Source organism: Aquibaculum sediminis, from assembly GCF_040712085.1.
GTDB classification, from domain to species: Bacteria; Pseudomonadota; Alphaproteobacteria; order Kiloniellales; family DSM-21159; genus Aquibaculum; species Aquibaculum sediminis.
The window spans coordinates 102,654-115,007 of sequence record NZ_JBFCVK010000012.1 but is presented as its reverse complement, the minus strand read 5'-3'; the positions used below and the strand labels follow the sequence as shown (position 1 = coordinate 115,007).

General features: G+C 66.6%; 14 protein-coding genes. 2 read left to right on the top strand and 12 right to left on the bottom strand.

What is annotated here, in order from left to right; genetic code table 11:
• Positions 1-94: 94 nt before the first annotated feature.
• The 9 genes from ABZ720_RS16845 to ABZ720_RS16805 form a co-directional block, all read right to left on the bottom strand.
• Positions 95-721: a flavin reductase family protein gene (locus ABZ720_RS16845; RefSeq protein WP_366556691.1), complete on the bottom strand. Its 627-nt coding sequence runs from the start codon at positions 719-721 to the stop codon at positions 95-97.
• Between the two features lie 94 nt (positions 722-815).
• On the bottom strand, positions 816-1,532 hold the full coding sequence (locus ABZ720_RS16840; RefSeq protein ID WP_438264116.1) for an amino acid ABC transporter ATP-binding protein: 717 nt from the start codon (positions 1,530-1,532) through the stop codon (positions 816-818).
• Positions 1,533-1,611: 79 nt separating this feature from the next.
• Positions 1,612-2,745, bottom strand: a complete 1,134-nt coding sequence (locus ABZ720_RS16835) for an amino acid ABC transporter permease (protein WP_366556689.1) — start codon at positions 2,743-2,745, stop codon at positions 1,612-1,614.
• Positions 2,746-2,748: 3 nt separating this feature from the next.
• Positions 2,749-3,939 carry an amino acid ABC transporter permease gene (locus ABZ720_RS16830; protein WP_366556688.1) on the bottom strand — a complete coding sequence of 397 codons (1,191 nt, stop codon included), beginning with the start codon at positions 3,937-3,939 and terminating at the stop codon, positions 2,749-2,751.
• Positions 3,940-4,104: 165 nt separating this feature from the next.
• Positions 4,105-5,133: an amino acid ABC transporter substrate-binding protein gene (locus ABZ720_RS16825; RefSeq protein ID WP_366556687.1), complete on the bottom strand. Its 1,029-nt coding sequence runs from the start codon at positions 5,131-5,133 to the stop codon at positions 4,105-4,107.
• Between the two features lie 168 nt (positions 5,134-5,301).
• Positions 5,302-6,348: a GNAT family acetyltransferase gene (locus ABZ720_RS16820; protein WP_366556686.1), complete on the bottom strand. Its 1,047-nt coding sequence runs from the start codon at positions 6,346-6,348 to the stop codon at positions 5,302-5,304.
• Between the two features lie 23 nt (positions 6,349-6,371).
• Entirely contained in the window at positions 6,372-7,241 is an 870-nt protein-coding gene (gene sseA, locus ABZ720_RS16815; RefSeq protein ID WP_366556685.1) for a 3-mercaptopyruvate sulfurtransferase, read from the bottom strand.
• A gap of 18 nt (positions 7,242-7,259) precedes the next feature.
• A complete protein-coding gene (locus ABZ720_RS16810; protein WP_366556684.1) occupies positions 7,260-7,961 on the bottom strand; it encodes an alanyl-tRNA editing protein in 702 nt (233 codons plus the stop codon).
• Between the two features lie 24 nt (positions 7,962-7,985).
• The gene (locus ABZ720_RS16805) at positions 7,986-8,984 is read right to left on the bottom strand and encodes a cysteine synthase A (RefSeq protein ID WP_366556683.1); all 999 of its coding nucleotides are present in this window, start codon (positions 8,982-8,984) and stop codon (positions 7,986-7,988) included.
• 160 nt (positions 8,985-9,144) lie between these two features.
• Here ABZ720_RS16805 and ABZ720_RS16800 point away from each other — a divergent pair, with 160 nt between their 5' ends.
• On the top strand, positions 9,145-9,423 hold the full coding sequence (locus ABZ720_RS16800; protein WP_366556682.1) for a YrhK family protein: 279 nt from the start codon (positions 9,145-9,147) through the stop codon (positions 9,421-9,423).
• Between the two features lie 20 nt (positions 9,424-9,443).
• Here ABZ720_RS16800 and ABZ720_RS16795 read toward each other — a convergent pair whose 3' ends face one another.
• From ABZ720_RS16795 to metC, 3 genes are read right to left on the bottom strand one after another with little or no spacing between them, the layout of a single operon-like run.
• Positions 9,444-10,064, bottom strand: coding sequence for an NUDIX domain-containing protein (locus tag ABZ720_RS16795; protein ID WP_366556681.1), 621 nt, complete (start codon positions 10,062-10,064; stop codon positions 9,444-9,446).
• 9 nt (positions 10,065-10,073) lie between these two features.
• Positions 10,074-10,436 carry a winged helix-turn-helix domain-containing protein gene (locus ABZ720_RS16790; protein ID WP_366556680.1) on the bottom strand — a complete coding sequence of 121 codons (363 nt, stop codon included), beginning with the start codon at positions 10,434-10,436 and terminating at the stop codon, positions 10,074-10,076.
• Between the two features lie 4 nt (positions 10,437-10,440).
• Positions 10,441-11,643: a cystathionine beta-lyase gene (gene metC, locus ABZ720_RS16785; protein WP_366556679.1), complete on the bottom strand. Its 1,203-nt coding sequence runs from the start codon at positions 11,641-11,643 to the stop codon at positions 10,441-10,443.
• A 138-nt stretch (positions 11,644-11,781) separates the two neighbouring features.
• Between metC and ABZ720_RS16780 the strand changes: the two genes are divergently transcribed.
• Entirely contained in the window at positions 11,782-12,345 is a 564-nt protein-coding gene (locus ABZ720_RS16780; RefSeq protein WP_366556678.1) for a methylated-DNA--[protein]-cysteine S-methyltransferase, read from the top strand.
• Positions 12,346-12,354 lie beyond the last annotated feature (9 nt).

The window sequence follows — 12,354 nt, the reverse complement described above, 5'->3', positions numbered from 1 at the left end:
CAGCCATCATGCGCAAGCTCGTGATCCTCGCAAACGCCCTCCTCAGAGATCAGCGTCCATGGGTCAACTTTCCTTCTTGATCAACACGGATACTCTAGCGCTTCGGGCGTTCCATGGCGAAGATGGTATCGACCACGGTGTAGTCCATGTAGCCCAGCCGGCCGACGGGCCGGGCGCGGGCCAGGTCGACCAGGCCCTTGTCGGTCAGCAGCGACTCCTCGATGTGGATGCCCACCACCTCGCCGATCACCATGTGGTTGCCGGTGTCGGGCAGGGTGCAGGGCAGGTCCACCGTCTTGATCCAGCGGCATTCCAGGTGCGCCGGCGAGTCCGCAATCCGCGGCACGCTCACCTTTTCCGAGGGCGCCAGGGTGAGCTTGGTGCGCTCCAGTTCGCTCTCACCCGGGGCTAGGGGGGCGGCGGTGGCGTTCATGGCCTCGCGCAGATCCCAGGTGACGAGATTGACGACGAACTCGCCGCTCTCCTCGGCGTTGCGCAGGCTGTCCTTGCCGCCGTCCTGGCTGCGCGGCTTGCCGTTGCTGGCGAAGAAGACCATGGGCGGCGCGTCGGAGAGCCCGTTGAAGAAACTGTAGGGCGCCAGGTTCACCACACCGTCGGACCCAATCGTCGTGATCCAGCCGATGGGACGCGGCACCACCAGCGCCTTGAAGGGGTTGTAGGGCAGGCCGTGCTGCTTGTGCTGGCCGGGCTCGAAGAACATGCAAGTCTCCTCCTGCGACAGGCGCGCAGGGTACCGCCGCCGGGCGGCGGTGACGAGCCCCCGGTTTTACGTACCGAACTGCCTTGCCGTGCCCTTAATGCAGGATCTGGCTGAGGAAGAGCTTGAGACGATCGGACTGCGGGTTGCCGAAGAACTCTTCCGGGCGGTTCTGTTCGACGATCTCGCCGAAGTCCATGAAGATCACCCGGTCGGCCACCGTGCGCGCGAAGCCCATCTCGTGGGTGACGCAGAGCATGGTCATGCCCTCCTCGGCGAGCGAGACCATGGTGTCCAGCACCTCCTTGACCATCTCCGGGTCGAGGGCGGAGGTGGGCTCGTCGAACAGCATGATTTTCGGCTTCATGCAGAGCGAGCGCGCGATCGCCACGCGCTGCTGCTGGCCGCCGGAAAGCTGCCCCGGATACTTCTGGGCCTGCTCCGGGATGCGTACGCGCTCCAGGTAGTACATGGCCGTTTCCTCGGCCTCCTTCTTGGGCACCTTGCGCACCCAGATCGGCGCCAGCGTCAGGTTCTCCATCACCGTGAGATGCGGGAAGAGATTGAACTGCTGGAAAACCATGCCGACCTCGCGCCGGATAGCATCGATGTTCTTCAGGTTCGAGGTCAGTTCGATGCCGTCCACCACGATCTTGCCGCGCTGGTGTTCCTCCAGGGCATTGATGCAGCGGATCATGGTTGATTTTCCCGAGCCGGAGGGACCGCAGATGACGATCCGCTCCTTCCGCTCCACGGCGAGATGGATTTCCTTCAGGACGTGAAACTCACCGAACCACTTGTTGACCCCGTTCATCTCGATGATCGGGCTGCCGCTGGCGGCGCGGGCGGTGGGGGGGTGGCGTTCGCTTGCTAGGCTCATGACAGGGTCATCCTCAGCGACGGGTTCCGACGTTCAGCCTCTTCTCGAGGTACTGCGAGTACTTCGACATGGAGAAGCAGAAGACGAAATAGATCATGGCAATGAAGAAGTAGGATTCGCGGTAGAAACCGCGCCAGGAGGGATCGGTCAGCGCCGCCTTGGCGGCACCCACCAGATCGAACAGCCCGACGATGATCACCAGCGAGGTGTCCTTGAACAGACCGATGAAGGTGTTCACCAGCGGCGGGATCGAGATCCGCAAGGCCTGGGGCAGGATGATGAGGCGCGTCTTCTGCCAATAGCCGAGGCCAATGCTGTCGGCGGCCTCGTATTGGCCCTTGGGAATGGCCTGCAGCCCGCCACGCACCACCTCCGCCAGATAGGCAGAGGCGAAGAGGATGATGCCGATCTGGGCGCGCAGCAGGTTGTTGATCGACACTCCCTGGGGCAGGAAGAGCGGCAGCATCACCGAGGCCATGAACAGCACGGTGATCAGCGGAACGCCGCGGATCAGCTCGATGTAGGCCACCGAGAGGATCCGCACGATGGGCAGGTTCGAGCGTCGGCCCAGGGCCATGAGGATGCCCAGCGGAAAGCCGATCGCCAGCGCGAAGGAGGCCAGCATCAAGGTCAGCGGCAGGCCGCCCCAGCGGGTGGTCGGCACCTGGGTCAGGCCGAAGACGCCGCCGTACATCAGCGTCCCGATTACCGCCAGCATGGCGACCCAGGCGACACCCAGCCAGGGCTTCCAGAAGGCGCGGTTGCAACTGGCCAGAAGCAGGACAAGGTAGAGCAAAACCGCCAGGGTCGGGCGCCACTGCTCGTCGAAGGGGTAGGTGCCGAAAAGGATCAGCCGGTACTTTTCATGGATGAAGGCCCAGCAAGCACCGTCGGCGGCTCGACAGACCTCCGGTTCGGTATGGGTCCAGACCGCGCTGATGAAGAGCCAGTCGACAATACCGGGAATGATCTTCGCCAGTATGTAGAGCAGGATCAGCGTGGCCAGGGAGTTGTACCAGGTGCTGAAGAGGTTGGCGCGCAGCCAGCCGATGACGCCTGTCTTGGTGGTCGGCGGCTGTACGATCGGTGAGTCGCCGCCTGCGCGCGCGGCCTGCTGAACGGTGCGGTTGAGCGTCTGATCGGTCATGGCTCAGCGCTCCACCAGGGCGATTGCCCTGTTATACCAGTTCATGATCAGGGAGATCGTCAGGCTGAGCGTCAGGTAGACCGCCATGAAGATGGTGATCGCCTCGATGGCCTGTCCGGTCTGGTTCAAGGTGGTGTTGCCCACCGAGACGAGATCGGGATACCCGATGGCCACCGCCAGCGAGGAGTTCTTCGTCAGATTCAGGTACTGACTGGTGGTCGGGGGTATGATGATGCGCAGGGCCTGGGGCAGCACGATGAAGCGCAGCACCATGCCCTTGCGCAAGCCGAGGGCGAAGGCGGCTTCGCTCTGTCCATAGCTGACCGCCAAGATGCCGCCGCGCACGATCTCGGCGATGAAGGCCGCGGTGTAGAAGGTCAGGCCGAAGAGCAGCGCGGCGAACTCCGGCGTCAAGGTCAGGCCGCCGCGGAAGTTGAAGCCCTGCAGCGTCGGCAATTCCATGACCGTCGGCGCGCCGCCGAGCACCCAGGCAATGGCCGGGAAGAGGATCAACAGGCCGAGGCTAGTCTTGTAGACCGGGAACTGCTTGCCGGTATCGATCTGGCGCTGCTTGGCCCAACGGCGGATGAGGTAGCCCACCGCCAGAGCCAGCAGGGCGGCGATGCCCATATAGGCGTGGATCGGGTCGGCTGCCGGCGCGGGGATCATGAAGCCGCGGTTGCTGAGGTAGATGCCCGTCATCGGGTTCATCGCATCGCGCGGGCCGGGCAGGCTGACCGTGATCACGCCATACCAGATGAAAAGCTGCAGCAGGAGCGGCAGGTTGCGCATCACCTCGATGTAGACCGAGGCCAGCTTGGCGATCAGCCAGTTGGACGAGAGTCGCGCGATGCCCACCAGCACGCCGATGATCGTCGCCAGCGCCACTCCCAGCAGGGCCACCCGGAAGGTGTTGAGAATGCCGACGATGAAGGCGCGGCCATAGCTATCCGCCGCGCTGTAGCTGACCATCGATTCGGCGATGGCGAAGCCCGCTTCCCGGTTGAGGAAGCCGAAGCCGCTGGCGATGTTCTGCCGTTCCAGGTTCGTCATCACGTTGGAGACGAGGTAGCCGATGCCGGCCAGGACCAGAACGACGGTGAGAATCTGAAAGAAGATCGCGCGAAAGCGCGGATCATACCAGAATGGCGTTTTCGACGAAGCGGTTGCGCCTCGATCGCTGTCTGTTGCCACGAGCCGGCCTCCCTGCTTGGCCGCGCGGGGGACTCTGCCCGTTAAGGGTCTGCCCGCCCCGTTCGCGCGTCAGCTCGTCACTACGTCTGCGACCCCTCCTGGAGGCCGCAGCGGCCGCCGCCACCCGAAGGCGACGACGGCCGGTTCATGCGGATAAAACCGTCCTTACCGGACCGGCATGGCGTACATCAGGCCGCCGCGGGTCCAGAGGTCGTTGTAGCCGCGCTCGAGGCCCAGCGGGGTGTCGACACCCACGTTGCGCTCGAAGATCTCGCCGTAGTTGCCCACCTGGCTGATCGCGTTGTAGGCCCAGTCTTCGGAGAGACCCAGGTTCTCACCCATGCCGGCGGTGGCGCCGAGCAGACGCTGAACGCCCGGGTTGTCGCTGTTCTCGCGCATGTCGTCGACATTGTCGGAGTTAATGCCGTACTCTTCAGCCTCGATCAGGGCGAAGACCACCCACTTCACGATGTTGAAGAATTCGTCGTCACCCTGGCGCACGGCCGGGCCAAGCGGCTCCTTGGAGATGAGCTCGGGCAGGATAACGTGGTCTTCCGGGTTTTCGGCAACCGTGGAGCGAATCGAGGCCAGGCCCGAGGCGTCCGTGGTGTAGACGTCGCAACGGCCGGAGAAGTAGGCCGCGTTGACCTCGTCAAGCTGCTCGATCACCACTGGCTCGAACTCCATGCCGTTGGCACGGAAGTAGTCGGCCAGGTTCAGCTCCGTGGTGGTGCCCGGCTGCACGCAGACGGCCGCACCGTCCAGCTCGAGGGCGCTGGTCACGCCCAGCTCGCGCGGCACCATGAAGCCCTGTCCGTCATAGAAGGTGACGGGGGCGAAGTGGAGGCCCAGCGAGGTGTCGCGGGTCAGCGTCCAGGTGGTGTTGCGCGACAGCAGGTCGACTTCACCGGACTGCAGGATGGTGAAACGCTGCTGGGCAGTCGCCGGCGTGTAGGAGACAGCATCGCTGTCGCCCAGGATCGCCGCGGCAATCGCCTTGCAGACGTCGACGTCCAGGCCCGTCCAGTTGCCTTCGCTGTCCGGGTTGCTGAAGCCGGCGAGGCCGGTGCTGACGCCGCAGTTCAGTTCGCCGCGATCAGTGATGGTTTCCATCATGCTCTGCGCAGCGGCCGGAAGGGCGGCGCCAGCAACGGCGACCACGGCTCCGGCAGCAAGAATTGATTTCAGTTTCATTTGTCCCTCACCTGTTCTCGTTAGTGACTCTATCGAAGACCCCGAATGGGAATCCCGAAACCGCTTTGTAGCAGCAAACGGGTGATAAAATGAAGCCCTGCATTATGCACCCTTCGCGTTCTGCGGGTAACCAGGGCGGGAATGCGGCTGATTGGGGCAGAATTCGCGTCAAATGCCGGTATTGGGCAGCAGCAATCCGCTGCCACGCGGGTCGGGGAAGCGGCGTTGTTCCCGGCCGGTCAGCGCGAAGCCCATGCGCTGGCACAATGTCAGCGCACCCGGCGCATCCAGCGTGGTGACCGAGAGCAGCAGGTGGCTGCAGGGCTGGTCCCAGGCCAGTTCCAGGGTCTCGTGCAGCAGAAAGGCACCCAGGCCGCGGCCGCGGAAGGCGGGCGCGAGCCCCACGTGAGTAAGCCGGCACGCCCGCGTGTCGCGCTCGCCGGTGGGGGGCGTTTCGGCTTGGGGCCGGGAGTCGAGTTCGGCAAAGCCGGCCGGCACGCCGTCCACATAGAGCACGTAGATCGCCACGTCCGGGTCGTGGATCGTCGCAGCCAGCGCGGCATCGTCCAGCGCCAGTCGCTCCCACCAGAGGCAGTCGCTGCCAACGCTGCGGTAGAGAAAGCGATAGAAGTCCAGCGGCGGCTGTTCGGCCCGCAGCAGGGCAAGCTTGTGGCCGCCGGAGGGGTGAGGGCGCTGCAGCGCTGGCTTGCCGTCCATTTCCAGGTGGGTGACGACGACTTCGATGTCGGCGCCGCTTTCCGGGGCCGGCGTTTCCTTGGCGTCCAGCCAGCGCGCCATCACCAGGCGCGGCGTCAGATCGTAGCCGCAGCTTTCGTAGAAGGCGCGAACGCGCGTATTGGTGGGGCGGATCATGAGCTGCACTTTGCGCAGCCCGCGCTGCTTCAGCCAGCGCTCACCCTCCTGGACCAGATGCCGCCCCAGGCCCCGCCGCTGCAGGGCCGGGTCGACAGCGAGATAGTAGTACCAGCCGCGATGGCCGTCGTGCCCGACACACAGGGAACCGACGAGCTCGCCCTCTCGCTCGGCCAGCAGGATTTCCGCGTCGGCACTGGCCCTGAACAGGGCGATGTCAGCCTCGGGATCGTTGTGCGGCACGGTGAGGCCGCAGCGTTGCCAGAGCACACAGAGCGCCGGCGTGTCACCCGCTTCGGCCGGGCGCAGGCGGTAGAGCGGGGCGACCTCTTCGTTGCTCATGGATCTCGCTCCGCTCCTGCGTTCTATCCGACCGTGGCCGGCCCGCTCTCTACCGGTGTCTCGCCCTCCCGGCCCCAATCGGCCCAGGAGCCGTCGTAGAGCGCGTGGTCGCGCCGACCAAGGCAGGTGAGCGCAAGGCTGAGCACGGCGGCGGTGACCCCGGAGCCGCAGGTGGTGACCACGGGGCGGCTTTCGCTGACTCCGGCGGCCTCCAGGCGCGCGCGCAGCGCCTCGGGCGGCAGCAGCGTGCCATCAGCGGGCTCGAGCAGCTCGGTGAAGGGCAGGTTGAGGCTGCCCGGGATGTGCCCGGAGCGTAGCTCCGGGCGCGGCTCCGGTGCCTGGCCCTCGAAGCGGGCCCGGGCGCGGGCATCGAGCACCTGTTCCTTGCCGCTTTCCAGATTGCGCTGCATCTGGCTGCGGTCGCGGACCTGCGTGCTGTCCAGCCGGGCGGTGAAGTGGCGCTCCATGGGCGCGACCGGCCGGTCGTCCAGCGGGCGGCCCTCGGCTTTCCATTTCGGCAGGCCACCGTCGAGCACCGCAATCTCCTTGTGGCCGAAAACCCGGAAAGTCCACCAGACCCGCGCCGCGGAAAACAGCCCCTTGCGATCATAGACCACGATGCGGTTGCCGTCCCCCAAGCCCAGGTGACGCACCTTGCTGGAGAAGATCTCCGGCGGTGGCAGCATGTGAGGCAGGGGATTGTTGGGGTCCTTGATCGCATCGATGTCGAAGAAGACGGCGCCGGGAATGTGCTCGGCCTCGTACTCGGCCCGGGCGTTGCCTTCCTCGTTCGGCAGGTAGTAGGTGGCATCCACCACCCGCAGGTCGGGCTCCTCGAGGTGGGCTGCCAGCCAGTCGGTGGAGACCAGGCAGTGTTCCGGGTGCTGGGTCATGGGGCGTCCTTCTGCCGGTCAGGCGAGCCGCAGGTTGATGCGCCGGTTCTGCCGGCCCTTGTTCTCGATCTTGCCGACCTCGAGCCGGCCGATCTCGCCGGTGGAGCGCACGTGGGTGCCGCCGCAGGGCTGCAGGTCCACGCCCTCGATCTCCAGCAGGCGTACCTTCCCGCTACCGCTGGGCGGCTTGACCGACATGGTGCGCACCAGGTCGGGCTGGGTGGCCAGCTCGGCGTCGTCGATCCAGCGCGGCCGGACGGCGTGATCTTCCTCGACCAAGCGGTTGAGTGCCTCCTGCAGCCAGACCTTATCCGGGGCGCTTTCCAGATTGAAATCCAGGCGTCCCTTGCCGTCGCCCACCTGGCCGCCGGTCACCTCGCCCTCGATGAGCGAGCAGAGCAGGTGCAGGCTGGTGTGCACGCGCATGTGGCGGTGGCGCCTTTCCCAGTCCAGTTCCATGGTCACCGGCGTGCCGGGAGCGAGAGGCGGGCTGTCCTCGGCCGGAATGTGCAGCACCTCATCGCCCGCCTCGCCCTTGCGGGTGTCGCGGATGACGACGGCGCTGCCATCGGCCAGCAGCAGGCGGCCGCTGTCGCCCGGCTGGCCGCCGCCTTCGGGATAGAAAATGGTGCGGTCCAGGCGAATGCCCTCGGGCCCCACGCTCACGACCTGGGCCTCGCCCTCTCTCAAATAGGCATCTTCGCGGAACAACAGCTCCATGAAGCGCTTCCCCCTCTCTTTTGCTTACAGCCAGCCCGGCACCGGCAGGCCCTTGTCCCGCAGGAAGGCGGGATTGAACATCTTGCTCTGGTAGCGCGCGCCGGAATCGCAGAGCACGGTCACGATGGTGTGCCCCGGGCCGAGGTCGCGCGCCAGCCGGATCGCCCCGGCGACATTGACGCCGCTGGAGCCGCCCAGGCACAGGCCTTCCTCCTCCAGCAGGGAAAAGGCGACCGGCAGGGATTCGCTGTCGGGAATGCTGTAGGCGCGGTCGATCGGTGCATCTTCCAGGTTGGCGGTGATCCGGCCCTGGCCGATGCCTTCGGTGATGGAGGTGCCTTCGGCCTTGAGACTGCCGTGGGCGTAGTAGTGCCAAAGCGCCGAGCCGCTGGGGTCGGAGAGCGCGATTGCGACCTTGGCGTTGCGCTCCTTCAGCGCCTGGCCGATGCCGGCCAGAGTGCCGCCGGTGCCGACCGAACAGACGAAGCCATCCACCTTGCCTTCGGACTGCTCCCAGATCTCCGGCCCGGTGGTTTCATAGTGGCCGCGGCGGTTGGCGACATTGTCGAACTGGTTGGCCCAGATCGCGCCGTTGGGCTCGCTGGCGGCCAGTTCCTCGGCCAGGCGCGCCGAGACATGCACGTAATTGCCGGGGTTCTTGTAGGGCACCGCCGGCACTTCGCGCAGGTCCGCGCCGCACAGGCGCAGCATGTCCTTCTTTTCCTGGCTCTGGGTTTCCGGAATGACGATCACGGTGCGATAGCCGCGGGCGCGCCCGACCAGCGCCAGGCCGATGCCGGTGTTGCCTGCCGTTCCCTCGACGATCACGCCGCCGGGACGCAGCAGCCCGCGCTCCTCCGCATCCTTGACGATGGCCCAGGCAGCCCGGTCCTTCACCGAGCCGCCGGGATTGAGAAACTCTGCCTTGCCCAAGATCTCGCAGCCGGTCGCCTCCGAGGCCCGGCGCAGCCGAATCAGCGGGGTGTTGCCGATTGTACCGATGAATCCGTCGCGCATGTCCATGGGGCCAGCCTTGCCGAAAGTCTTTGATGAGCGGAACGCGGAGAGTAGCGCCGCCGCCCCGTTCCGGGCAAGCCGGCGCAACTTGACACTCCCGACAGCGGAGTGTGAGCCTGCTTCAGGCCCATTAAGGGGCCAGGAAAATCGGGGGAGGCGCGGCACGATGAAACCGTTCGATCAGGGGCTGCGCCTGCGCACGCCCCGGCACGAGGCGCTGACGCGGCGCTACGAGATCGCCCGCACGGCGATCGAATTCCTGGCTGCGCTGGCCTTCATCGTCGGCAGCGTGCTCTTCTTCTATTCGGCGCTGGTCTACACCGGAACCTGGTTCTTCCTGGTCGGCTCGGTCTTCTTCGCGGTGCGGCCGACGATTCGCCTTTTGTTGGAGCTGCATCTGGCCCGCTTGCCGGCACTCGACGAACTGGAGCCGGCCGGCGACTGAAGCCTGCAAGTTCGCGGTGCTCAGTCGCGGCGCCAGCGCTCGCGCAGGCCGTCGCGTTTCAGCTTCAGGCCGGTGAGGCAGGTCCAGGCCGGTGCGTTGGTGATCCGGCCGGCTTCCAACAGCGCCCAGGCCTCCGCGAAAGGCAGGGTCTCGGCGCGGATGTCCTCCTGTTCGCTCTCCAATCCATGCAGACCGCCGACGTCGCGCGCGTCGGTGCGGCCGATAAAATGGTGGATGATTTCGGTGCTCGCTCCGGGCGAGGACATGAGTGCGGCCACCGGCTCCAGGTCGGTGATGGTCACGCCGGCCTCTTCCTCCGCCTCGCGTCGGATCACCGCTTCCGCAGCCTCGCCTTCATGGTCCAGCAGGCCGGCAACCACCTCGATCTGCCAGGGCGGACGCCCGGCCAGCAGCGCCGGCAAGCGAAACTGCTCGATCAGGACGACGCAGTCTCGTTCGGGATCGTAGGGCAGAACAGCGGCGGACTGGTGCTGGTCGATGATCTCGCGCAGCTGTTCAATCCAGCCACCGGCGAAGCGGCGATAGCGCGCGCTGTGGCGCTCCACGGTCAGAAAGCCGCGGTGCAGCTCCTCCTTGTCCAAAGGTTCACAGTCATCCGGACCGAAGCGGCCGAAGGGCATGGGATATCCTTATCTGTCTTCTTGTGAGTCGGGCTCGCCGAGCAGGCGCGCGAAGCGCTCCATGTCCCCGGCCAGTGCCTCTGCGGCATGGCTTTCCATCTCGCGGTACTGCGCCAGCACTTCCTGGCCCAGCGCGGTGACGTGCGCACCGCCGCCGCCGCTGCCGCCGCGTGCGGCCTCCACCAGCGGCTGGCGAAAGGCGGAGTTCATGGTCTCGACCAAAAGCCAGGCGCGGCGGTAGGACATGCCCATGGAGCGGGCGGCCCTGCTGATGGAGCCGCTGGCGTCGATGGCTTCCAGCAGCGCCGCCTTGCCCGGTCCCATGGCGGTTGCCTCGCCGAGAAGCACCCGCAGGCGAGGGCGGGGCGGCATGGGCTCACTCCGCCGCGGCGCGCAGGCGCAAGCGGTCGAAGCCGGCCTCCAGGTCGGCAATCAGGTCTGCCGGATCCTCCAGGCCGATGTGCAGCCGCAGCAGGGGGCCTTCGGCGGTCCAGGGGACGGTCGAGCGCAGCTTGGCCGGGAAGGTGGGAATGGCCAGGCTCTCGTAGCCACCCCAGGAGTAGCCCATACCGAAGAACTGGAGGCCTTCCAGAAGGTCGGCCACGCTCTCCATTCCCACCGGGTGCAACTCCACGCCCATCAGCCCGCTGGCGCCGCAGAAGTCGCGCTTCCAGATTGCGTGCCCGGGATCGCTCGGCAGTGCGGGGTAGAGCACCCGGGCCACTTCCGGGCGACCCTGGAGCCACTCTGCGACCTTGAGCGCATTGGTCTGATGCTGTGCCAGGCGCACGGCCATGGTGCGCAGCCCGCGCAGGCCGAGCCAGGCATCGTCGGGACTGGCACCGTGACCCAGGTCCTGGGCCTGCTGGCGCACGGCGTCATGCTGTGCCTCGTTGGCGATGACCAGACCCAGCATGGCGTCGGAGTGGCCGACCACATACTTGGTGCCGGCGTGCACCGAGATGTCGACGCCGTGGGCCAGCGGCTGAAAGAAGAGCGGCGTGGCCCAGGTGTTGTCCATGATCGTGGTCACGCCGGCGTCGCGGGCCACCTTGGTGATGGCCGGCACGTCCTGGATTTCGAACGTGAGCGAGCCCGGTGCCTCGAGGAAGATCACCCGGGTGTTGGGCCGGATGCGCTCGGCGATGCCGGCGCCAATCAGCGGATCGTAGTAGGTGGTCTCGACGCCGAAGCGCGCCAGCAGGCCGTCGCAGAACTTGCGGGTGGGCGCATAGACGCTGTCGGCCACCAGAAGATGGTCGCCCTGCTTGATCTGGGACAGGATCGCGACCGTGATGGCCGCCAGGCCGGAGCCCACGGCCACGCAGCCGGCACCGCCCTCCAGTTCGGCCACGGCATGCTCCAGGGAGAAGCTGGTTTCCGTGCCGTTGCGGCCGTAGGAGACGAATTCGGGATCGAGACGGTGGCTATGCACCGCCAGCAGTTCCTCGACGCTATCGAAGAGGATGGTCGAGGCGCGCACCACGGGCGGATTGACCGGGTGTCCCCCCTTGCATGCCAGTCTGCGGCCCGCGTGGGCCAAGCGTGTCTGCGGCGCTGCCTTTTTCGCTTCCGACAAGTCTTCGTCTCCCTGTAAATCACATTTATCCAAGCTTACATCGCCCCTTCCGCCCGGCGAAAGGGCAAGGCGGCGAAAAGGGGGCGGCGAAAAGCAGAGGCGGCGCCCGCTTGCGAGGCGTGGTATCCTGCCCCGGTCATGTCCACCCTGCGCCACCATCTCTTCGATACTGCGATCGGTCGCTGCGGCCTGGCCTGGAGCGACGCGGGCCTGCGCGCGCTCGCTCTGCCGGAGGCCAGCGACGGCGACACCCTGGCGGCGCTCCTGCGCGCCTGTCCAGGGGCAGAGGCCGCCGCGCCTGAGGAACTGGCGCCGGAAACCTGGGTGGGCGCGGCTGTGGCGGAGATCACGGCGCTGCTCGGCGGCGAGACGCCGACGCTGCTGCAACTGCCTCTCGACCTGGCGGATGTCGGCCCCTTCTATCGGCGGGTCTATGACGAGGCGCGCCGGATTCCGCCGGGCCACACCAAAAGCTACGGCGAGATCGCCCGCGCCCTGGGGCAGCCCGGCGCCTCGCGGGCCGTGGGCCAGGCCCTGGGCCGCAACCCCCTGCCCATCGTCGTGCCCTGCCACCGCGTGCTGGCGGCCGGCGGGCGCCCCGGCGGCTTCTCGGCGCCCGGCGGTCTCATCACCAAGCGGCGGCTGCTGGAGATCGAGGGCGCGCTTCCGGGCGATCAGCCGGACCTTTTCGCTACGCGATGAATGAGCGGT